We start from the raw sequence: 20,735 nt of genomic DNA, 5'->3' as shown, positions 1-20,735 counted from the left end.
TTTTCCTCTTCGTTTTTCCCGTTTTTAGTCTGCATGCTGCTCCAGGTCCTACGCCCGAAGCCGTCATGAACCTTGCTCGTCTGGGTGCGCCGCAACATGCATTGTCTTCTGCAGAACGTCTCCAGACCGCCAGCTCAGACCGCGCGCAGTGGTTCACCTGGGAGGTCTTGCGCTGGGACCTGCTCTATCAACTTAAACGCTGGCCTGACCTGTTGCAACAAGCCCGGGATTTGCCGCCTGACGCACCAGACGCGGTGCGAAACTATGGCTTGTGGCGGAGCGCGCAAGCGCTGGTTGCGCTGCACCAGGACGATGAAGCGCGCGAGTCGCTTGCCCGGCTGTTGTGGCAAGGAGAACTCGATGCCGCCCAGTCACGGGAGGCGCGACGCCTGGTCATCGACACCTATTTCTCCCAGAACCGGGGTGACGACGCCTACCTCGCGATATTGCGCTTCCAGCAAGATTTCCAGCCGCTGAGCCAGAGCGAAATTGGAGGCTTCGTACAAGGGCTGGCGCTTCATGGCAAGGCGGGGGAGGCGACGGCCTGGCTGCCGCAACTGCGCGACAGTCCACTGGCTTTGTTTGTCGGGCTGCACAGCGGGGCGGTTACGCCGTCGATGGCCGCCGAGCAGGCCCTGGCGACATTAAAAAAATCCGGCGATGCGGGATATTGGGGTGTGCTGGCCCAAGCCGCCGCCTTGCAACAAGACGCGGCGGGCCAGGCAGAAGCGCAGGAAAATCTGCTGGCTGCTGCTCAGAATGCGAACCTTCCTGCGGCGTTGCAGACGAGTGCGGAAAAACTCTGGCAAAGTTACCATGCTTACGCACTGGCCTTGGGTAATCAGCGTCAGTTGTTGTTGGGCGACGATACCAGCTGGCAGGAACTGGCGGAACAGCTTGAGCAGGAAAACCCCTTGGCTGCGCGTGCGCTGTTCGCGAATTTGGTGCGCCAGTCGGCGGACATGACGGTCCGCGCCAATGCCGAATCCCACCTGACTGCGCTTCTGATGCGGGCCGGACTCGTGCGCACGGTTTTCCAACTGTTCGCCGATAAGCCGGACTTGGCACTCAGCTTGTTGGACGATCCGTCCTGGCTGGATAATTCCGCATTGCGACGCAAGGTGATTTTCGAATTGGCGGTGCAGGCGAAGGATCGCGGCGAATATGGGCCGGCGACGGAATACCTGCTGCACTTGCAGGAGCGCCAGCCGTGAAAGTTTACCAGGCACGGCTGGTTACGCCTTTTGCCGTGCTGGGCATCCTTACTGATCACGAACAACTCACGGGGATCGATTTCCTCCCCGTGGAAGCCACGGCGCTGGAGCCACAGAGCCTTTTTGCGCGGGAGGTATGTGCCCAATTGCAGGCGTATCTCGCCGATTCCCAATTTCGTTTCGAGTTGCCGTTGCTTCCTCGCGGCACACCTTATCAACAAAAGGTATGGCAAGCCTTGCTGAAAATTCCGGCCGGGCAGAGCGAAAGCTATGGCGCACTGGCCAGCCAACTCGGCTCGGCGCCACGCGCCATCGGGCAAGCCTGCGGCGCCAATCCCATCCCCGTGATCATTCCCTGTCACCGTGTGCTGGGCAAGGATGGCTTGGGAGGCTTCATGAACCACAGCGATGGCGGGGCACTGAAAATCAAGCGCTGGTTACTGGAACATGAGCATGTCCAACTCCGACCTGCTGGATGAATTCTGCGATGCGCTGTGGCTGGAAGATGGCCTGGCGCGCAATACGCTTGAAAGTTACCGCCGCGATTTAAGCCTGTTTGCCATCTGGCTCGAACGGCAGCGCAACACTGAGCTGCTGCAGGCCGGGCGACTGGAAATTCTCGATTACCTTTCTTACCAATTCACGATGCACGCCAAGGCGCGCACAACCAGTCGAGCGCTTTCCAGTCTCCGTCGTTTCTACCGTTATCTGTTGCGTCAGGGGAAAATCGCCGCGGACCCGAGCCTGCAGGTCGAAATGCCCAAGCTGCCGCGTTCCCTGCCGAAATCCCTGAGCGAAGCGGACGTGGAAGCGTTGCTCAATGCGCCTGATAGCGCAGTGAGTCTGGGTCTGCGCGATCGCGCGATGCTGGAAACCCTCTACGCCACCGGTTTGCGTGTGTCTGAACTGGTGGCATTGCCGCTGCAGGGGCTGAACCTTGAGATGGGTGTAATACGAGTGATGGGCAAGGGTTCCAAGGAGCGTCTGGTGCCGCTTGGCGAGGAGGCGGTAAACTGGCTCAAACAGTATCTCTCCGAAGGGCGTGCCACCTTGCTCGGTGGCAAGGTCAGCAGCGCCGTATTCGTCACTCAGCGTGGCCAGCCCATGACGCGCCAGGCTTTCTGGCATCTCATCAAACGCTATGCGGCCCAGGCAGGTTTGACCAGCACGCTTTCGCCCCATACCCTGCGCCATGCTTTCGCCACTCACTTGCTCAATCATGGCGCGGATCTCAGGGTGGTGCAGATGCTGTTGGGGCACAGCGATATTTCCACTACACAGATTTACACCCATGTTGCGCGGGAACGCTTGAAGCGGCTGCATGCGGTGCACCATCCGCGCGGGTAAAGCCAAAACGTTGGCATTTAAAACCCTAAATCAGGTATTCTTCAAACCACTCAAGCCACAGTTGCAGATAAATGACTACCATCGAGACCATGATCCAGGCCACTCTGGCGCAACATCTCGCGATTAGATCGCCTTACTTTGATTGAGCATGGCAGCAGGTAATTTCAACCCTTTCCGAATCGTCGCCGCGCTTTATGTCAACCGCTACCTCCTCGGGCAGTTGATCAAGCGCGATGTCCTGTTGCGATATCGGGGCGCAATGTTCGGCGTGTTATGGATTTTTCTCAGCCCACTATTGATGCTGGGCATTTTCGCCTTTGTGTTCGGTCAAGTTTTCCAGGCGCGCTGGCCCCAGCAGCAGGAGGGTCTGCCCTTCTGGTTGATCCTGTATAGCGGCCTGATCGCATTCAATATTTTTGCCGAAGCTGTTTCCCGCGCGCCCTCCGCGGTGCGCAGCTACCCCAGCTATGTAAAAAAAATCATCTTCCCGGTGGATATTTTGCCCCTGGTTCCCCTCGGTGCAGGGCTGGTTCATGGCGCATTCAATTTCGCCATTTTGCTGGGGGCGCTGGCTTGGACTGGAAACCTGCATGGACAGGTGTTGCTTTTCCCCTTTCTGCTCATTCCCATCCTCCTGCTCGCTCTAGGCTTTTCCTGGTTCCTCGCCGCCTGGGGAGTGTTCATCAAGGACATGACGCAGATCGTGCCGCTATTTGTGCAGATGCTGATGTTTATGTCACCTGTGTTCTACCCGGTTAGTTCTGTGCCCGAAGTGTTGCGCCCCATTTATTTGCATAATCCGCTCGGTGCGGTGATAGAGGCTGGACGGGCTGCCGCCGTGGGAGCGTCGATTCCTTGGGCTCCCTGGGTTACTGCTCTGGCCATGGGTTTGGCTACCGCCATTCTCGGCTATGCCTTCTTTCAGCACAGCCGCGAGGAATTTGCAGATGTCCTCTGATATCGCCATCTCGGTCAAAAACCTCACAAAAAAATACCGAATCTTCGGCCACCCCGGCGACCGCATCAAGCAGGCGCTTACCTTTGGCCGGGTTCGCTTTCACCGGGAATTTACTGCCTTGCAGGACGTTTCCTTTGAAATCAAGAGGGGAGAAACGGTTGGTATCATCGGTCGTAACGGTTCGGGTAAAAGCACTCTGCTGCAGCTCATTTGCGGCATTCTCAAGCCGACCGTGGGGGCGGTGGAGGTTAATGGGCGCATTTCGGCACTACTCGAGTTGGGGGCGGGATTCAATCCCGAGTTCACAGGGCGCGAGAATGTCTATTTTCAAGGGACTATCTTGGGTCTGAGCAAAGAGGAAATGGATTCTCGTTTTGCCGACATCGCCGCTTTTGCAGATATTGGTGAATTTCTCGATCAGCCTGTAAGAACCTATTCCAGCGGTATGTTTGTGCGCTTGGCATTTGCGACAGCTATTCACGTGGATCCTGATATTCTCGTCGTGGACGAGGCGCTCGCCGTTGGCGATATGGCATTTCAGAGGAAATGCTTTGAACGACTTGGTCAACTGCTGTCAGACAGGCAGCGCGTAGTTCTCTTGGTAAGTCATGATCTCCGGCAAGTAGAAAGATTTTGTTCGCGGGCGATTTTCCTGCAGAGCGGAAAAATCATGGCCGACGGGCCAGCACACGATGTCTGCCAGTTGTATTGTGAAAAGGCAAATGAGGAAATAAAACTCGAAAATTCATCTGCTGCGAGTTGGTCTCGAGCAAAGATTGACAGCTCTGGCGAGGTTGAATTGCTCAATATCAATATTATGGATTCAAATGGACAGGAAATTCAGGAGATATGTCCCGGCGATCCTTTGCGAGTCAGAATTCGGTTCAGGCTGTTTGTGTCGTTGACTCAGCCCGAGCTTATTGTAGGAACCCAAGCCGTAGATATGCAATTTCTGAGTTCGTCAACGACAGCCGAACTAGGTGTTCCGATCCGACTAGAGCCGGGTGAGCACCTTGTAGAATACCTGCTGGATCAGTTTCCATTGGCGCCTGGTCGATATTTCATCCGTTTTGTGATACGGGACAAGACTTTCAGGATTGTGTTTGCAGGCGAGGGGCTATGCCCTTTTCTTGTAATAGCGGATTCGCGTGAATTTGACCGACCTCCGCGGTTGCTTGATCTAAAACCGGAATGGGTGCTATGCGGGGTGCATTATTAGAACAGCAAGTGCCAGAATCTCTTAAGCAGAATTCGAGTGGTGTGAATGAATGTTTCTTCATCCTTCGTCAGGAGCTTTTTCTTGCGCTTCTGCTAATGCTCCTGCGTGTACGCGCTGCTGGCACTTATGTACCTTACATTAGAGATCAAAAACATCGAAGGACTATAGTTGACATTAACAGGAAGGATTGGCGAATGTGTTGTCCTTTTTTAGTCGGCTCACGAGGCGAATAATACTCCCTGTAATGATGTGGGATTTTATTCGATTGAGTCCCGCTGCTAGTCCTGCTGCTTTGCAGGAGCACTCATGCAACCTCTTTCTGAGATCTTCTCCATTAAGTCCTAACATCATCGGTAGCACGAAATAATGTTCATTCTGGACAATCCGGACATCGTAGATTTCGAGGTACGGAAGGGAAATTTCCCCACAAATCTGGTTAGTCAAAATGTTTACCGCAACAATGCGCGCTGTTGATGGACCATCAGTGGCATGTTCCACGTTTCTTGATTGACTTAGGCCAACGTACATGAACTCCTTACCAAACGCGAGACCGCGCGTATAACTATCAAATTGGAGGCATTGGACATTGCCAGAGCGATCCTTAATCAGCACTTGTTTGGATTCTGAGTTGCAAACGTAATATTTGTCGCTACGCTGCACTGGTGTGTGGGGCTGAGAGAGACCCTCCCATAATTTCTGACCACTTTCAAGGTCCATAATGAAACCTCGATGAGTGCTGTTATGCTTATAGCCGCGCATCGAGTCGAATTCCCCGAATGCTGATACAACCACCCTTCCATCCCAAATCCCCAAACAGTTAATGTGCCACGAGTCATTGTGACCGGGATATGAGTAGCGTTTTATTTCTGCGCCCTCCTTCGTGAGGGTGATAACTTCATTTGTCCCAGTGGAAACCAGATATAACCGGTTTTCATGATATAAAATGTCGTGAAAATCGAATTGTTCATCTTCCATCAGAACCTTTTTCCCGGACACGGAGGAGAAGGACTGCAATTGCATGGTTCTCTTATGTGGGGTTTCGTCGTCTGGAATGCTTGCAATAACGTTGCGGAATAACCCCCCTTCTGAAATCCATATCCCAGTGGTATCTTCCTGGTCGATAACTGTTGCTGTACCAAGTGCAATCAAGGAAGTACCGCCTGCATTGGGTGATGTGGCGAGTAACATGTCCTGAGTGAATGGCTCTTGCATTTTTGAGTAATGGGTTAGTGTTAGATAATTATATTAGTTTATCATTAAGAGCGCCTGAAGCATGCTCCGACTAGTTCGGGATTGGAAAGGTTACATTCATTGAACATGACAAATCAAAGTCGAAAATACGAATATAAGGTGAGCCCCACACCAAGGTGGTACATATGGTAAGCGTCGGTAAGCGCGTGCTCGAACTCAGTTCAGTACTCGCCGCATCAATCCCAGTTTGCTGAAAGACAACCAATGTCCCTTCTGAGAAGCTATTTATTTCGTGCTATCAGCATGCTTCAACGGAGGTTCCCTGCAATCCGCGCTGCACGGCACGATGAGCATTCGCTTTGCGTCCTTCCTTGGAAACACCTCAACCTGAAAATTGACGGATCTGTCCAGCTTTGCTGCCAAGGGCCGCATTTGAAGGATGTCCACGGCAACCCGTTGACTGTCTATGAACATTCTCTTGTCGACATCTGGAACTCTGCGGACATGCGGACCATTCGCCGCGCGATGGTGTCGGGCGCAAAGGTGGAGGGGTGCCGCAAATGCTGGGAGGTCGAGGAACGTGGCGGCAGTAGCAAGCGAATGGAGGCCAACGACATCTTCCTGATGGAAGGGAAGTCCATCCGTCAATTAAAGTCGGCCACTGAGAGGGACTCGTTTCACAGTCACTCATTGCCCCGTGACTACCAGTTGGACTTGGGCAATGTCTGCAATCTGAAGTGTCGAACCTGCTTTAGCCAATACAGCTCGAGGATAGCAGCCGACCCCGTCCATAGATTCTGGGAAAAAGTCGGCTTCCATGGTGGGAAGTGCTCTGGAGGTGATGGCACCGCTAGCCCAAAGCCAAGCGATATTGAAGACTGCCTTGTGCGTAGTCGATTCCCTTCGAAACTTCCCTGGTATGAAGACCACGATTTTCTGATCGGAGAGCTTCTGGAGCACCCGGAGTACATCACCGGTCTTCAGATTATCGGCGGAGAACCAATGGTCGCACGGCAACTCGCGCCCGTCATCTACCACATTGCCAGCAAGGGCATGCCGGACCGTGTGGCTCTCAATCTGACGACGAATGGAACAATCTTCGATCCGTCCTTGTTCAGTAAAATAGCCGAATTTTGGAAAATTTCGTTCTCGATCAGCATCGACGGGATTGGCGAGTATTTTGAATACATCCGCTATCCTGGAAAGTGGGCAGATATTCTTAAGCACTTGGACAAATATGCCGAGATGAAGAATGTGAGGCGGTATGTCCTGCCTACATTTCATATCTACAATGCGCTAAATATTACTGATGTATTCCGCTTCTGTGACGACCGGAAACTCAGGCTGATTTTCAATACGCTTGGGTCTCCGCGCTTTCTTGCCGCTTCGGTGCTCCCGCCGAAGGCGCGGCGTGTCGCCATAGATCGACTAAGGGTGTATGCCGGCTCTACGCGGGTTCATGCCCATCGCCAGATGGCCGAAACGCTGGCACGAGAGCTTGAGGAAAAGGGCGACAGCATCGACCTGGATCTGATCAGGAAATTCATGCTTTTCACGAATGACCTCGACAGTTCGAGACAAAAGCGATTCAAGGACCTCTATGGAGAAACGATCTCCTTGATGGCCGAGGACGGCATCGAATGGACGGATGAAACGCTTCATGCCCAGGCGAAAGGGTAAAGCCGGCGACGTGCTGTGCATTCGAGTCCGCATCATCGGGATAATTGCAGGATAGATAAGGTTGCATTCAATAAATATGACAAATCAGCGCCATAAATACGAATACAAAGTGAATCCCAACACTGCCGCCGCCAAGGTGATACGCATGGTAGGTGCCGATAAGCGGGTTTTGGAACTGGGTTCAGGACCGGGGTCGATCACTCGTTTGTTGAAGGAGAATCAATGTCGAGTTACCGCCCTCGAACTTGATTTGAAGGCCATCGAAATCGTCACTGAATTTTGCGAGAAAGTTTTTCCCTGCGATCTGAACGATCCGGCGTGGCCTGCAAGGTTTTCTGGTTCTGAAAAGTTCGATGTGATTGTTGCCGGGGATGTGCTGGAACATTTGTATGATCCATGGACTACACTGAGCAGTTTGAAATCGCTACTTGCAGATGATGGCCGTGTAGTCATTTCGCTGCCCCACGCGGGCCACAACGCCCTCGTTGCCTGCCTTCTGACTGGAGACTTTGAATATCAGCCATGGGGGTTGCTCGACAAGACCCACATTCGCTTCTTTGGCATAAAGAACATTCAAAGACTGTTCAACGATGCAGGGTTCAAGATCGTCGAGGCCGACTTCGTGGTAAAAGCGCCCGAACAGACGGAATTCGCTAACAGATGGCGTCAACTCTCAACCAGTACCAGACAGGCTTTCGCTTCCAATAGATTCGGAACGATTTATCAAGTCGTGGTAAAGGCAGTGCCTCACTCTGCTCCCGGCAAGAGTCTACAACTCGAGTTATTGCCCATTCCCACGCCAACCGTGGACTCTTTTAGCATTGGTGCCGGAGGTAGCAGGTTGCTGGGGTTTGTGCTTTCCTTTCTTAGCCTGCGCACCCGGAAGAGAATTGCCCAAATGCTCGAACAGATCGGGTTCCGGTTTTGAAATGGGATATTGCATTGAATTGACTATCATGAACGATTCCACAACACCCGAAAATGCTGATGGGCAGACGGACACCGGCAGCCATTCAATCCGCCCGCGCCTGATTGCTTTCTATCTCACCCAGTTCCATCCAATCCCTGAAAATGATGCATGGTGGGGAAAGGGCTTCACGGAATGGATAAATGTTACGAAGGCGAAGCCGCTCTTTGAGGGCCATGACCAGCCACACCTACCGACGGATTTCGGGTTCTATGATCTCCGTGTGCGCGCTACGCGCCATGACCAGATACGACTGGCTAAGCAATTCGGCATAGACGGGTTTTGCTATCATTATTACTGGTTTTCCGGCACCCGATTGCTCAATCAACCTTTGGACGACATGCTCAGTGACTCAGAGAGTGATATGCCATTCTGTCTGTGCTGGGCGAACGAAAACTGGACACGGCGCTGGGACGCCGCCGAGCATGAAATACTGATTGCACAGCGATACCAGCCCGACGACGATCTGAATTTTATCAAGAGCCTGATTCCGTTTTTTTCCGACTCTCGCTACATCAGGATCAGCGGAATCCCCTTCCTGATTATCTACCGGCCGCAACACTTGCCTGATGCCAGAAAGACGGCTGCAATATGGCGGGCTTATTGCCGGTCAATAGGTATAGGCGAGATCCATCTCTGCGCGGCGCTGACTCATGGAAATGAGGATTACAGTCAGTTTGGGTTCGACAGTGGGGTCGAGTTTCCACCCCACAACATACAGTGCCGGAATGTCGCGGACCAGATTATGTTTCATGAACCTTTCCGTGGTTACGTCGCGCAATATCAGGAAATTGCACGGGCCTACTTGGAACGGAAATATCGGCACGACAATGTTTTCAAAGGCGTGTTCCCTTCATGGGACAATACAGCTCGAACAGGTAATCGCGGAGTAATTGTGCGCGACAGCACGCCGGGTAATTATGAATATTGGTTGGCACAGACGCTGAGAGAAACGATGAATCGTTTCCCCGGGCAGGAGCGTTTCGTTTTTATCAACGCCTGGAACGAGTGGGCAGAAGGGTGCCATCTGGAGCCCGACCGCAAGTATCAGCGCCAGTTCCTCGAAGCCACATTGCGTGCAAAGAATGGGATGACCCAACTACAAGGGTTCTCCAAAGCTGCCTTACCGTCGGTTGGTGATGGTCAAAAACGGACATTATTTCGCGACTTGAGATGGGTGGTTTCCTATCACTTTGCAGTTTTTGTCGGTCGACTGGTTGGTTTGCTGAAAAGATTTCCTCGCATCCGGAGGTTTGTTAGGTGGGTATTTAACGGTGTTCGCTGAATGCAGGGCATTATTTCAGGTGTGGAAGTCCATGACGGTGCAACATCCTCAATTTATGGGGGAGGCACTTAAAAACGGAAAAAAACGCCCTTGTTCCAATCGCCCTCTTAGCTTGGATGCCATGTCTCAGGTGAAAGAGCTTGGTTCGCTCCTGCCAAAGTGCTTTGATGCAGTTCCAGTAGATGTCATGAAATAAGGCCTGATCCCGCTTAATCAGTGCCAAAGTCGCACCCTCAAGTACAAGTAGAATAAGGTGCAGGGGAATAATCAGTTGGAACAGCGGGGTTGGGTAGACCAACGCCATGACAAAACTTTTGTTGCGCTCGGATAGGGCGCGCCGTTTTATGGAGGTAACAAGCCGGTTTTCTCCTGTTACTTTTCCACCCCCCAAGACTTTTCCTACGTGATGTCGGAAGCCCGAGGTCGCTAATGTCTGCACGGAATGACCATTGAGGCGAGCCAGTGAGCACAGATACAAATCTTCGGCTAAAGATCCAAACCAGTCGGGGAAGCCTCCCAGCTCATCCCACAGCGTATGGGGAAGCCAAAGGCATGCACCTGAGACCATGGCTACATCACGCCTTGACGCATCAAGATTGGGAATTGGATTCAGGAAAGGGTCACATAAGCTACCAATATCGAGCAAATCGCCTGTTTCATAATTGTACTGGGGAAGTCCGAGGATGGCCGGCCCGCCAATCCTTTCCGCATCCTTTTTTAGTGTGCTTAGCGCGTCCGGAAGTAGCGCTGCATCGTTGTTGAGCAGGAGGATATATTCCCCGCGGGCGTGAGCTGCCATGCGATTATTGCTAATACAGAATCCCACGTTTTTTTCGCTGGCGATGAGTGTAGCACTTGGGTAGTGGGTGAGAACGATGTCGATAGAACCATCGGTGGAAGCGTCGTCGTGGACGATGACTTCGAAGGGGAAATTGCAGTCCTGAGCAAAGACTGAATTCAGACAATCTGCGATAACTTCTGCCCCATTGTAGTTGGCGATGCAGACTGAGCAGATGGGTTCCTTTGTTCCTTGTGACGGCGCATTTACTCGATGCTCCATCAATGCGCACCGGTTTTATCCATGGGTTTAGGAGGCTTTCTTGCGACCAGGAGGTGGCTGTAGCGGAACGGGATCGGTTTGCCAAACAGGCAATTAGTAAGCTTTCGCTTGATGTCCTCGATCGACCAGAACCGGACGTAGAACAGTGAGCGTTTCCCTTGGTTGGCGACCGGAGCGACCAGAAACCGGCCGTTTTCTGCCAAGCAGTTTTGTACGTTGGCTATCGCAAAATTGAGTTTCTCTTCCCCGACAATGTGCTCAATCACGTCGATCATTAGTATCAAGTCAAACTTTCCATCGATTGGGTCGTTTGTTATGTCGCAGCGGATGAACTGGAAGCTGGGGAAGCTCCTTGCCAAGTCAGGGAATAGTGCATCGGTGATATCCAAGCCCAAGTAGCGCTTGACGCCATGCTCTTGGAGTAGCCGGGTATAGAAGCCATTACCACAGCCGATTTCCAGTACTCGGGCTGACGTAAAGTTGACGCCTTCTTGCCGGCACACGTTCAGGAAGGTCTCTGCTGCATTTTCGTACATCTCGCGGTTATCCTGCTCCGACAGCCCCTCGTCTCCCACCCCTTTCAGTGACATGCCGTATCTCGTGAGACGGTCACGCCAGTACCGGGCTGCATCGTAACCGTTCTGGGTACGGTATTTTAGTGGGGCGATCAGGGTCTTGTACAATGCTCGGCGGATGAAGCCAACAGGGTCTCTTCGGATTTTTAGGGGCAGGTGAATCATGGATACTCTCGAATTATGGGGGAGTCTGATGATAGTCCGCACCTGTACATGGGATGACAAGGGGAAAGAAGTGCCATGCCATCGATGACAAAGTCGTGGAAAACCAAGAAATCACCAGGCCGGTACCGGCCTTAGATTATTCTGACCAACTGACTGTTTGAATTACTGCGGTTGTCATATAGTTGCTCACTTCTTAGTCAAGACAGCATTTTAAAAGGTTTTATGTTAAATAGAGCATCCAATGTAACCAAATATGTGCTTATTTGCCTGCTTGTTATTGTGGCGGTGATATTTCAATGGACGCTAACACCGAAAGGTGCGGCGACATCGCCAGACTCGTTGTATTACCTAAATGTAGCACAACATATTTCACAAGGATTGGGCGTCGTTGAAACTAATTTTGACTTGGATGTGGCCGCCCCTTATAAGCCGATGACATCCTGGCCACCTCTATACCCTGTTGTATTGTCTAGCGTTATGGGAACTGACGCCGACCCGGAAATGGCCGCAAAATATCTTGGGATATTGCTCTTTGCTTTGTCGGTGTTGATTTTTGCTGTATTGGCGACCCAAATTGTTGGGGTGTTTGGCGGTATTTTGGCAAGCCTGTTCCTCATGTTGCAGGTTCCAGTTTTTGCCGTGTATACATATGCATGGAGCGAAGTCTTGTTTGTCCCGCTCGTGCTGCTGGCCTATGCATTGGCTGCTCACGGTTATTTTGCTTCGCAGCGTGACGTAAAGTTGGGTAGGGCGCAGGTATCCGCTGTTTTCGCCGTGCTGGCGCTTATCGCTGCTTGCTATACACGGTATATCGGCCTTGTTTTCGCACCCCCATTGCTGTGGACAATCTATTTGAGCATGGAAAAAGGCAAGAGGGGGAGGTACGTGGTCGGCATGTCTCTTCTCATGCTACTTTCCATGTTGCCACTTTTTGTCAGGAATTATCTTCTCACCGGATCCATTTCCGGAGTACAACGCGCGCTCTCGGACCAGTCTTTCTGGATGAACTTGCACGCATTAGGAAAAGTGTTTGGCTTGCATCTTCTTCACTTTGATGCGTTGCAGTTTGTCACGCTAATTGGAGGGAGCGTAGTCGCAGCTATTTATGTTTTTAGAATAAGGAAGGCCGAACAGCGGTCTTATGTCGAGAATAGGTATGAAATAGGCGCGATTACTCTGCCCTTGGTCTGGCTGGTTTCATATTTGGGCGCGCTGGTTTTTCTGAGTACATGGAAAGCGTTTGATCCAATTGACACACGTTTGGTGAGTGTCGCTTTTCCTTTCCTGCTCTTGTTTGGACTTGGAATTGTGGGACATCTCGGCAGAAGTGAAAAATACAAGATGGTGCTTCTGCCTATAGCGATATGGGTTGTCTTCCAGGCTGGATATGGCCTGACAGTGTATAAAGAAACGCTACGTTCCTGGCTTGAAAATGGAGAGCCCATGTTTCTGGCGTCTGAAGGAGTGCATTACAACAATTTTACAGCGAACCCCGGATTTCAGGCGTTTCACGACTTTTTCAAATTGCTGAAAAAAAGTTATCCAAGCCAAACTATATATTTTGATGGCAAGCCTATGTTGTTACATCATTTGACTGGCGCAAATGTGAAGACCATTCCCGGAAATGTGAATGCGGAAATGCTCGCAAAAATGGGCCGAGAGGCGGATGGGCAGGGGGTCTTGTTGGTTAGTACAAATGAGATGCGTAATGCGATACAAGCGATCCGGAAGGCAAACGCGAATTCATTTATAGAGTTGCCCGAGTTCCGGAGTTTCGGGGTGCAAGTTTTCGCCCTTCCATTGCCAGAGGTGGTCTCGAAGTCCAAATAAGCAGGCAATTCACAAGAGTGTTTATAAATTTGTTTTATTAAAAATGACTGCGGGAATGTGTCTAATCACCCACATAATGAGTTTCCATTTTCCTGGGACGTAGACAACCGCCTGACCTCGCTCCACCGCATCCACAATCTTTTTTGCAACATCCTCGACCGGCGCCAATTTCGCGCCCTGATTTTTCAGGTGTGCCGTCATCGGAGTATCCGTTGGCCCCGGTTTGATCAGCACAATCTTGACGGCAGTGCCTGCAAAACGGTGTTGCAGACCTTGCGCGTATCGCGTAACCATTCCTTTCGCCGCGCCATACACGTAGTTTGATTTGCGCCCCCTGTCACCTGCGACGGAACCGATCAGCGCCAGCGTGCCGTGGCCTGTTTTAGCCATGTGTTTGGCAAAGGCTTCGGCGTAGAGCACAGGTGAAATGCCATTGATGTCCAATGCTTCATGGCATGTAGTGAGATCAGCTTGGCAAAGGCTCTGCTCTGGCAATGAGCCGTGGGCAATCAAAACGGCGTCGACTGCGCCATGCCCAGCGATGGCGTCTACCACCGTTTGTATGGCAATCGGATCAAGGAATTCGGCCTGCACTACGCGAATATTCGATTGTGGGCTTCTTACACGCAGATCTGCCGCTACGCGCTCGGTTCGAGTTGCGTCACGCCCTACCAACGTGAGTTCCACTGTTGTGCCTTGGACCCAGAGCCGGGCGCAGTGCTCGGCAATTGCCGAAGTGGCGCCGATAATGACGATTCTTTTCTTATTTTCCACGTTAGGCCCCCATTAAACGGCGTGATAGCTGTGAACCGATTTCTGGGTCGCGGTATTTTAAAAACTCGTTGAGACGCGGATACCCTGATTCGAAAAGATCACGCGGCATGCGAGCATCCTTGGCGAGGTAAATGCGCCCGCGGGCTTCGCGCACGATGGCATCCAATCGTTCGAACAGCTTGAGTGTTCGTGCCCCCTTGTTGGGGAAGTCCAGCGCCAGGGTTACCCCGGGCCGAGGGAAGCTCATCATCCCCACAGACGGGCGGTTGCCGAATGTCTTCAGAACAGCGAGGAAAGAGCCATCGCCAGAGCGCGCGATTTGCTCCAGCATGGCCTGGAGCGCGTCCTTGCCGAACTCACGAGGCACTACACTCTGGTACTGGAAGAATCCCTTGGGGCCGTACATTCGGTTCCACTCTAGCAGGTTATCGAGCGGATAAAAGAACGGTTCGTAATGCGTGACGGTGCGGCCAGCCTGCCACTTTTTGAAATAAAAATAGGCCATGTTGATTGGCGGCAGTGATAGTCGATTAACTAGAGAGATTCGCGGTAGCAATGGCATGGTCAATTTGTGGCCCTGGGGCTCAAGGCGATCAAAGTCGCCACGGGGGGTTCCCCGCATGAAAAGGCCGCGCCCCCCTCGCCGCGAGACGCAGTCAATCCAGGACACGGTGTGCTCCCATTCGGCTTCTGAGTCGTCTGCCAATTGGAAGAATTCGTCCAGATTGGCATAGGGGATCGTCTCGGTCTCTAGCCAAGGGCCGGCGGCCCGGTTCAACTGAATTTCTACTTCCACAATCACGCCCGTCAGTCCCAGTCCTCCGACTGTCGCGGCGAACCATTCGGATCGCAGTTGTGGGCCGCACTCGATGATTTCCCCATCGGTGCGCACAAGCTTGATCAGTTTCACGTGATCGCCGAAGGTGCCATGTACATGGTGATTCTTGCCGTGCACATCGTTGGCAATGGCTCCCCCCACGGTTACTAGCTGGGTCCCGGGTGTGACCGGCAGTATCCAGCCACGAGGAATCACCAGTCGTTGAACATCACGCAGCAGGACACCAGCTTCACATGTCAGCCGGCCTGTGTTTTCATCAAACCGGATAAAGCGATCGAGTCCCGTGGTGTTCCAGAGGACGCCTTCAGGGTTCAGACAGACGTCGCCATAGCTCCGGCCCATGCCGTGGGCGATGCCGGGATGGTGTCCGGCCAGTACATTGGAAACCTTACTGCGGTCGTTCAGAACAAGCACATCATGCGGGCATGCGCTCAGACGTCCCCAAGAGGAAACCAGCCTCATGCGCCCCCGGTGCGGAAGACGTAACGCTTATCGAGGTGGTATTTCGTCACGTAGCCGATTGCTAGGCCGATCATGCCACCGAAGTAGCGCATCTCTTTCGTTTCGAAGACGTGATGGAAGCTCAACTCGAATCCCCAGAACACAACAGTGGTCGCAAGTCCCGTTAGTGCGTACAGAGTGAAGGTCTGTCCGTCATGGATAGCATTGTCGGCGCGAAATTGAAAGATATAGCGTTTGTCGAGGATGTACTTGACGACGAGTCCGATCCCGGTGCCTGCTGCCATCGAGAACAGGACATCAAATGCGCCGCTGTAGCCGCGAATAAAGAGGTCCTGGACGCCGATATTCGCCACCGTCGCGATAAATGCCAGAATTGCATATGTAATTGCTAGCTTCACTAAGACTTTTGAATATAAACTGAGGTTCAAATAACAAAAAAGACCAAGTTGCATGCATGATAACGTGATAATACGTTCGCCTCTATCTCAAGTACGTGGACTGCTCGCGCTGATGCGCCCCAAGCAGTGGGTCAAGAATAGTTTTGTTTTGGCGCCCTTGGTATTCGCTGGCGAGTATCTTAACCTGGGAGCGGTCGGCCATGCATGCTTGGCTTTCCTGCTTTTCTGCCTGGGGTCGTCGGCAACCTACATCGTTAATGATATCCATGACGTCGATCAAGATCGTCGCCACCCTAAAAAGTCCAAAACCCGTCCACTAGCCTCTGGCATCGTTTCGATACCCATGGCGTTGGGCCTGTTGGTCGTATTCTATGGCCTCCTGGTCTGGGGCTGGTTCGTTGCCCCTAAGGTAGTGCTTGTCATCGCTGCCTATATGGCACTGAACGTCGCTTACACCTTTGCGCTGAAGAACCAACCAGTAGTGGATATTTTTACCATCGCGATTAGCTTCGTCCTGCGTGTCTATGCCGGCGCGGTAGCCCTGGCCGTGCCGGTGTCAGGTTGGATGTTTGTGACAACGCTGTGCCTGGCACTTTATCTTGCAGCTCTGAAGCGTCGACAGGAACTGATCCAGAGCGGTACTGAGGGCCGAAAAGTGCTTGAACAATACTCGGTTTCGTTAGTAAATCATTACGCGGAAATGTCCGCCACCGGTGCGCTAATTTTCTATAGCATGTTCGTGATGTCGACCAAGCCTCAGTTGGTTGTCACGGTTCCACTCGTACTGTTTGGCCTGTTTCGGTACTGGTATGTGGTTGAGGAAATGGGTGAGGGTGAATCTCCAACAGATGCACTGCTGGCTGACTGGCAGTTGCTGTTGACGATTGTTATCTGGGTAGTGGCCTGTGGCTGGGCGCTTAGACCGGTGCAGGGGTGACTATGGATTTCTCGTACGCACTCACCCCCTTTCTCGCTTGGCTCGTAGCCGGCATGATGAAATTTCTGATCAACAGTATTAAGGGAAAGCAACTGGCATTTGGATTGATAGGATATGGCGGCCTGCCAAGCAATCACAGCGCTATCGTGAGCAGCATGGCGGCACTCATTGCGTTAAAGGAGGGCGTCGGTCACCCCGCTTTTGGCGTGGCGCTCACCTTGGCGTTTGTTGTCGTGCTGGATGCGAGCGGCCTGCGTCGGCAAGTGGGCGAGCATGCTGTTGCGATTAACAGTCTGGTGGCATCATCTAACGCCCGAGAGAGGCTGCGGGAACGCATGGGGCACACCCGCACCGAGATCGTTGCCGGTATCCTGGTTGGCATTGGCGTGGCGGCCGCCATACGTATTGTTCTGGGCGGATGATGCGGGCCGACCTCGCATGTGTTGTTCGTCAGACTGCTTTGATTCTACGTTTGTCGCAAAAGTGCAGGGTCAGCTCGTCAATAGGCCATTTAGCAGATCATCATAACGCTGGACGGTAACTTTCCAGTCAAATCGTTGTGATACAGAATCTCTCGCGGCTCGCCCCATGCTTTGACGTAATGCTGGTTCAGCCAGCAGGGTAAGTATCTTGGCGGCAAGTTTGTCGCTGTCATTTGGCTTAAATAGCAGCCCGGTTTCACCATCCTGAAGGATTTCCCGCACGGCAGGCAGATCAGAAGCTATTACTGGGCATTCGCAAGCCATCGCCTCTACGCATACCAAGCCAAAACCTTCCTCGGTCGTGGAGGGAAACACTAAAGCTGTCGCCCGACGGTAGAGTTCGGGTAGCTTCTCGTTGGGGATGGCGCCAAGAAAATTTACGTTCTTTGCTATCTCCAGAGCTTCGGCCAGTGCGCGCAGGGATTTCTCATCGGGGCCCTTCCCTGCAATAGAAAGTATGGTGTCGGGATGGGTTTTAACTATTCGAGGCATGGCTCTCACAAGCGACTCTATGCCTTTCTGCGCGGTGAGCTTGCCTACGAAAAGCAATTCATTATTGCGGCGCATCGTGTGCGTGGCGGGAGTGAAGGTATCTGCCATATCCACACCCATGGAGATGACCGAAATGCTATCCGGTTCAGCGCCAAGGGAAATCGCGTAGCTCTTCATGGCGCCGCTAACCACGGTTACCCTGTCTGATCGGAGCATCACAGCGCGCTTAAGCGCTGAAAGTAGCTGCCCCCGCAAGCTGTACAGATCGCTACCGTGGGCGGTACAGAGCAGCGCGGTGCGGCGGCGGGAAAACAGTCCGGCTGCGACAGCAACCAAGCCTTGTGGGATCAGCCAGTGAGCATGCACGATGTCGGGTTTTTCCCGGGCGGACAACCGCATCAGGACAATCAACTGACTAATAATGAATAAGGGGACAAGCAGGTAACGGAGTCGGTTGCTGCGAAGATTGGCTAGAATTCCCCCCTGATAGGCTAGCGTTTCGCCCCACTCGAAAAAATAACGAAAACGCACCACCGTCAACCCGCTCATCGTCTCGCGTGTTTTTGCACCCGGAGTATGCGGTGCCATCACTAGAACATCGAAATTCGCACTAAGGCGCCGGCAAAGTTCAAACACAAAGGGTGGTTCATTGTCCCCCTCCCAGCGGGGAAAGGTCGATGTAAGTACCAGCAGCTTTCTTCTTTGTGGTGTGGTTTTGTTGCTAATCACTGTCTTTGTAGATCAGCATGGTGATCTGCTCTGAAATTAGCCCGATCAGGAATATCAGCATGGAAGAGGTTAATAGCAGCGCGCTCATGTTGGTAAAGCGATGCTCTGTAACGAACGTGAATAGATAATAGCCCAAGCCCGAGAAAAAAAAGGCCAGGCTGATCGGCAAAAATAATTTTAGGGGTGAATACAGTGTTCCGATCTTGAAGATAATCAGGAGGAAGCGCAAACCATCTCGCGTCGGCTGGATATGGCTTTTCCCTGTGGTGCGTCGAGGCGTATGGATGGGCAGATAAGCCACGCTGAAGCCGGCCCGGAAAAAGCTCATAGTGATGGTGGTCGGGTAGGAAAAGCCATTTGGCAGCAAATAAAGGAATTTGCGGAATTTGTCGGCCTTCACCACTCGAAAACCCGAGGTAAGATCTTCTACTTGCCGCCCAACCATCCAGGTCGCAAGACGGCTGAAAACGTCGTTCGCCACCGCTCGATGAGCACCTGCTTGCGAGCCGGCTTGACGCGCGCCCACCACCATGTCGTAACCCTCGGCGAATTTCTCCAAAAGGCGAGGGATATCCTCCGGTTGGTGCTGGCCGTCGGCATCCATGAAAATCAGCACATCTCCTCTCGCGGCGCGTGTGCCGGATTTTACCGCCGCCCCATTGCCTTTGGGGTAAGGGTGGCTGACAACTCGCACGGGAAATTGTGCGCATAAAGCCAGCGTGTCATCGTCCGAGCCATCGTTGACTATGATAATTTCACTGTCCGGAAAAGTTGCCACGAGTGTCGGTATCAAGCAACGTAAACTTTCAACTTCGTTGCGCGCGGGGAGAATCAAACTCAATAGTTCTTGTTTCACATCGACATCCAGAAGAATATTATTGGTTTTTTCTCGTTGAGTTAAGTGTGTTTCCGCGCTTGGGGGGGCACACAGGAGGATGTATGTTACTTGAACGAGGATTAAATGTTAATGTAATGTTGGATATCAAATTCAGCAGGAGAAGCGGAATGGTTTTAAGTTGGTTTAATGCAAGTGGGGCCAAGGAATTTGGCGCATCCCTGGCTCGTTTTTATATTGAAAGAATTCCACCGGGCGACGCCGGTGGCAAAAACAAGCCTACAGCCAAAAAACAACAGGAAGTGGTAAACAAGATGTTTCAGCAGATGGCTCGATTCAAACTTGAGCACAAGCTGAATATCTACAAGAAAGCACAGATGGGGAATGCTTTTAAATGGGCATTAAAAGATGCGGGATATGCGGACGAATTCGTGGATCACTTTACCAAGGAGTTGATGCTGAAATGCTGATGCTTTCAGTGGCCACTCGATGTGGTTTTCTCCCTTGACTTGGAACATAGGCCTGAAAGAGGTTGGCGATGAGTGTGCTTTTTAGCCTGATTAAAGAGATGTTTTTCGATAAATCCATCAAACGAGGGAATGTTGGTCAGCCCAGTGCGATTGATCACGATCTCCAACAAAATTTCCCTGAGGACTCAACGGGCGGTCGTGACATTTCCTCCGCAGAAAAATTGAAAGTACTGAACGTGGGCGGCAATAACAAGGATATTCCGATTCCTGCGCCATATGATGGTTGGGAACATATTTTGTTGGACATCGACCCGAAAGGCTTGCCGGATGTTGTATGTGATGCTCGGGATCTGACGAGTTTGCCCGAAGCCGATTACGATTCCGTTTATTGTTCACATAATCTGGAACATTACTATCGACATGACGTCAAGAAGGTGCTGGCTGGTTTCCTTCATGTCCTGAAAGATGATGGTTTTGCCTATATACGGGTGCCGGATGTGGGTGAATTGATGCAAATTGTGGTTCAACGCGGTCTGGACATAGATGATTTTCTGTACCAGGCACCCTGCGGGCCAATAACGGTCTGCGATGTCATTTATGGTTACGGCGAACAGATCGAGAGGAGCGGTTGCGATTTCTTCGCACATAAGACGGGTTTCACGCAAAAATCACTAGAAGTGTGTCTGCTCAACGCTGGGTTCCCAGTGGTATTCGTCCGCGTAGGGAATCTCGAAATATCAGCCTTTGCGTTCAAGAGTAAGCCAACCGACGATGCCATGGCCCTTTTCAATCTGTCTGACGTAATCCCATCCGAGCTTAGCCAATAA

The 20,735-nt window shown here is 52.1% G+C and carries 21 protein-coding genes; 13 read left to right on the top strand and 8 right to left on the bottom strand.

Annotated features, from left to right (window positions below; translation table 11 throughout):
- The first annotated feature begins 65 nt into the window (after positions 1–65).
- The 5 genes from SKTS_RS16605 to SKTS_RS16585 all read left to right on the top strand — a co-directional run bounded on the left by SKTS_RS16605 (position 66) and on the right by SKTS_RS16585 (position 4,738).
- Complete coding sequence (locus SKTS_RS16605) at positions 66–1,214, top strand: hypothetical protein (RefSeq protein ID WP_173067646.1); 1,149 nt, start codon at positions 66–68, stop codon at positions 1,212–1,214.
- On the top strand, positions 1,211–1,693 hold the full coding sequence (locus tag SKTS_RS16600; protein ID WP_173067643.1) for a methylated-DNA--[protein]-cysteine S-methyltransferase: 483 nt from the start codon (positions 1,211–1,213) through the stop codon (positions 1,691–1,693). The genes SKTS_RS16605 and SKTS_RS16600 overlap by 4 nt, the downstream gene beginning before the upstream one ends.
- Complete coding sequence (gene xerD, locus SKTS_RS16595) at positions 1,662–2,561, top strand: site-specific tyrosine recombinase XerD (protein ID WP_173067641.1); 900 nt, start codon at positions 1,662–1,664, stop codon at positions 2,559–2,561. Before SKTS_RS16600 ends, xerD begins: the two co-directional genes overlap by 32 nt.
- A 148-nt stretch (positions 2,562–2,709) precedes the next feature.
- Positions 2,710–3,519 (top strand): ABC transporter permease, encoded by an 810-nt coding sequence (locus SKTS_RS16590; RefSeq protein ID WP_173069377.1) that lies wholly within the window; start codon positions 2,710–2,712, stop codon positions 3,517–3,519.
- The gene (locus SKTS_RS16585; RefSeq protein WP_173067639.1) at positions 3,509–4,738 is read left to right on the top strand and encodes an ABC transporter ATP-binding protein; all 1,230 of its coding nucleotides are present in this window, start codon (positions 3,509–3,511) and stop codon (positions 4,736–4,738) included. Before SKTS_RS16590 ends, SKTS_RS16585 begins: the two co-directional genes overlap by 11 nt.
- 174 nt (positions 4,739–4,912) lie before the next feature.
- Here SKTS_RS16585 and SKTS_RS16580 read toward each other — a convergent pair whose 3' ends face one another.
- Entirely contained in the window at positions 4,913–5,950 is a 1,038-nt protein-coding gene (locus SKTS_RS16580) for a DUF4915 domain-containing protein (protein ID WP_173067636.1), read from the bottom strand.
- Between the two features lie 243 nt (positions 5,951–6,193).
- Between SKTS_RS16580 and SKTS_RS16575 the strand changes: the two genes are divergently transcribed.
- The 3 genes from SKTS_RS16575 to SKTS_RS16565 all read left to right on the top strand — a co-directional run bounded on the left by SKTS_RS16575 (position 6,194) and on the right by SKTS_RS16565 (position 9,861).
- The gene (locus tag SKTS_RS16575; RefSeq protein WP_173067633.1) at positions 6,194–7,609 is read left to right on the top strand and encodes a twitch domain-containing radical SAM protein; all 1,416 of its coding nucleotides are present in this window, start codon (positions 6,194–6,196) and stop codon (positions 7,607–7,609) included.
- A gap of 76 nt (positions 7,610–7,685) precedes the next feature.
- Positions 7,686–8,537 carry a class I SAM-dependent methyltransferase gene (locus tag SKTS_RS16570; protein WP_173067630.1) on the top strand — a complete coding sequence of 284 codons (852 nt, stop codon included), beginning with the start codon at positions 7,686–7,688 and terminating at the stop codon, positions 8,535–8,537.
- A gap of 28 nt (positions 8,538–8,565) precedes the next feature.
- The gene (locus SKTS_RS16565) at positions 8,566–9,861 is read left to right on the top strand and encodes a glycosyltransferase WbsX family protein (protein ID WP_173067627.1); all 1,296 of its coding nucleotides are present in this window, start codon (positions 8,566–8,568) and stop codon (positions 9,859–9,861) included.
- Between the two features lie 10 nt (positions 9,862–9,871).
- Here SKTS_RS16565 and SKTS_RS16560 read toward each other — a convergent pair whose 3' ends face one another.
- Together SKTS_RS16560 and SKTS_RS16555 are read right to left on the bottom strand one after the other, a co-directional pair.
- Complete coding sequence (locus tag SKTS_RS16560) at positions 9,872–10,921, bottom strand: glycosyltransferase family 2 protein (RefSeq protein ID WP_173067623.1); 1,050 nt, start codon at positions 10,919–10,921, stop codon at positions 9,872–9,874.
- Entirely contained in the window at positions 10,921–11,661 is a 741-nt protein-coding gene (locus tag SKTS_RS16555) for a class I SAM-dependent methyltransferase (protein ID WP_173067620.1), read from the bottom strand. Before SKTS_RS16555 ends, SKTS_RS16560 begins: the two co-directional genes overlap by 1 nt.
- A 222-nt stretch (positions 11,662–11,883) precedes the next feature.
- On the opposite strand from SKTS_RS16555, the gene SKTS_RS16550 reads away from it, so the two are divergent.
- Positions 11,884–13,491, top strand: coding sequence for a hypothetical protein (locus SKTS_RS16550; RefSeq protein WP_173067617.1), 1,608 nt, complete (start codon positions 11,884–11,886; stop codon positions 13,489–13,491).
- Between the two features lie 21 nt (positions 13,492–13,512).
- Here SKTS_RS16550 and SKTS_RS16545 read toward each other — a convergent pair whose 3' ends face one another.
- Genes SKTS_RS16545 through SKTS_RS16535 form a run of 3 tightly spaced genes read right to left on the bottom strand, consistent with a single transcriptional unit; the run spans position 13,513 to position 15,963 of the window.
- On the bottom strand, positions 13,513–14,265 hold the full coding sequence (locus SKTS_RS16545) for an SDR family NAD(P)-dependent oxidoreductase (RefSeq protein WP_173067612.1): 753 nt from the start codon (positions 14,263–14,265) through the stop codon (positions 13,513–13,515).
- A gap of 1 nt (position 14,266) precedes the next feature.
- Complete coding sequence (locus tag SKTS_RS16540) at positions 14,267–15,565, bottom strand: FAD-binding oxidoreductase (protein ID WP_173067607.1); 1,299 nt, start codon at positions 15,563–15,565, stop codon at positions 14,267–14,269.
- Positions 15,562–15,963, bottom strand: coding sequence for a GtrA family protein (locus SKTS_RS16535; protein ID WP_198420385.1), 402 nt, complete (start codon positions 15,961–15,963; stop codon positions 15,562–15,564). Before SKTS_RS16535 ends, SKTS_RS16540 begins: the two co-directional genes overlap by 4 nt.
- A gap of 52 nt (positions 15,964–16,015) precedes the next feature.
- Here SKTS_RS16535 and SKTS_RS16530 point away from each other — a divergent pair, with 52 nt between their 5' ends.
- Positions 16,016–16,900, top strand: a complete 885-nt coding sequence (locus SKTS_RS16530) for a decaprenyl-phosphate phosphoribosyltransferase (RefSeq protein WP_173067594.1) — start codon at positions 16,016–16,018, stop codon at positions 16,898–16,900.
- A 2-nt stretch (positions 16,901–16,902) separates the two neighbouring features.
- Positions 16,903–17,322: a divergent PAP2 family protein gene (locus SKTS_RS16525; RefSeq protein ID WP_173067591.1), complete on the top strand. Its 420-nt coding sequence runs from the start codon at positions 16,903–16,905 to the stop codon at positions 17,320–17,322.
- Between the two features lie 69 nt (positions 17,323–17,391).
- Here SKTS_RS16525 and SKTS_RS16520 read toward each other — a convergent pair whose 3' ends face one another.
- Entirely contained in the window at positions 17,392–18,603 is a 1,212-nt protein-coding gene (locus SKTS_RS16520; RefSeq protein WP_198420384.1) for a glycosyltransferase, read from the bottom strand.
- The gene (locus tag SKTS_RS16515; protein ID WP_173067589.1) at positions 18,596–19,459 is read right to left on the bottom strand and encodes a glycosyltransferase family 2 protein; all 864 of its coding nucleotides are present in this window, start codon (positions 19,457–19,459) and stop codon (positions 18,596–18,598) included. Before SKTS_RS16515 ends, SKTS_RS16520 begins: the two co-directional genes overlap by 8 nt.
- Positions 19,460–19,542: 83 nt before the next feature.
- On the opposite strand from SKTS_RS16515, the gene SKTS_RS16510 reads away from it, so the two are divergent.
- Together SKTS_RS16510 and SKTS_RS16505 are read left to right on the top strand one after the other, a co-directional pair.
- Positions 19,543–19,908, top strand: coding sequence for a hypothetical protein (locus tag SKTS_RS16510; protein ID WP_198420383.1), 366 nt, complete (start codon positions 19,543–19,545; stop codon positions 19,906–19,908).
- A gap of 68 nt (positions 19,909–19,976) precedes the next feature.
- A complete protein-coding gene (locus SKTS_RS16505; protein WP_198420382.1) occupies positions 19,977–20,735 on the top strand; it encodes a class I SAM-dependent methyltransferase in 759 nt (252 codons plus the stop codon).

Origin of the sequence: Sulfurimicrobium lacus (assembly GCF_011764585.1) — a bacterium.
In the GTDB taxonomy this organism is placed as follows: Bacteria; Pseudomonadota; Gammaproteobacteria; order Burkholderiales; family Sulfuricellaceae; genus Sulfurimicrobium; species Sulfurimicrobium lacus.
Note: the sequence above shows the minus strand (reverse complement) of the source record. Positions and strands in the feature narration are given on the sequence as shown.

Bases quoted from the DNA above. Each gene is read 5' to 3' on its own strand.
- SKTS_RS16605 (WP_173067646.1), top strand. From the start codon at position 66: ATGAACCTTGCTCGTCTGGGTGCGCCGCAACATGCATTGTCTTCTGCA.
- xerD (WP_173067641.1), top strand. From the start codon at position 1,662: ATGAGCATGTCCAACTCCGACCTGCTGGATGAATTCTGCGATGCGCTG.
- SKTS_RS16590 (WP_173069377.1), top strand. From the start codon at position 2,710: ATGGCAGCAGGTAATTTCAACCCTTTCCGAATCGTCGCCGCGCTTTAT.
- SKTS_RS16585 (WP_173067639.1), top strand. From the start codon at position 3,509: ATGTCCTCTGATATCGCCATCTCGGTCAAAAACCTCACAAAAAAATAC.
- SKTS_RS16580 (WP_173067636.1), bottom strand. From the start codon at position 5,950: ATGCAAGAGCCATTCACTCAGGACATGTTACTCGCCACATCACCCAAT.
- SKTS_RS16575 (WP_173067633.1), top strand. From the start codon at position 6,194: ATGTCCCTTCTGAGAAGCTATTTATTTCGTGCTATCAGCATGCTTCAA.
- SKTS_RS16570 (WP_173067630.1), top strand. From the start codon at position 7,686: ATGACAAATCAGCGCCATAAATACGAATACAAAGTGAATCCCAACACT.
- SKTS_RS16565 (WP_173067627.1), top strand. From the start codon at position 8,566: ATGAACGATTCCACAACACCCGAAAATGCTGATGGGCAGACGGACACC.
- SKTS_RS16560 (WP_173067623.1), bottom strand. From the start codon at position 10,921: ATGGAGCATCGAGTAAATGCGCCGTCACAAGGAACAAAGGAACCCATC.
- SKTS_RS16555 (WP_173067620.1), bottom strand. From the start codon at position 11,661: ATGATTCACCTGCCCCTAAAAATCCGAAGAGACCCTGTTGGCTTCATC.
- SKTS_RS16550 (WP_173067617.1), top strand. From the start codon at position 11,884: ATGTTAAATAGAGCATCCAATGTAACCAAATATGTGCTTATTTGCCTG.
- SKTS_RS16540 (WP_173067607.1), bottom strand. From the start codon at position 15,565: ATGAGGCTGGTTTCCTCTTGGGGACGTCTGAGCGCATGCCCGCATGAT.
- SKTS_RS16530 (WP_173067594.1), top strand. From the start codon at position 16,016: ATGCATGATAACGTGATAATACGTTCGCCTCTATCTCAAGTACGTGGA.
- SKTS_RS16525 (WP_173067591.1), top strand. From the start codon at position 16,903: ATGGATTTCTCGTACGCACTCACCCCCTTTCTCGCTTGGCTCGTAGCC.
- SKTS_RS16510 (WP_198420383.1), top strand. From the start codon at position 19,543: ATGTTACTTGAACGAGGATTAAATGTTAATGTAATGTTGGATATCAAA.
- SKTS_RS16505 (WP_198420382.1), top strand. From the start codon at position 19,977: ATGAGTGTGCTTTTTAGCCTGATTAAAGAGATGTTTTTCGATAAATCC.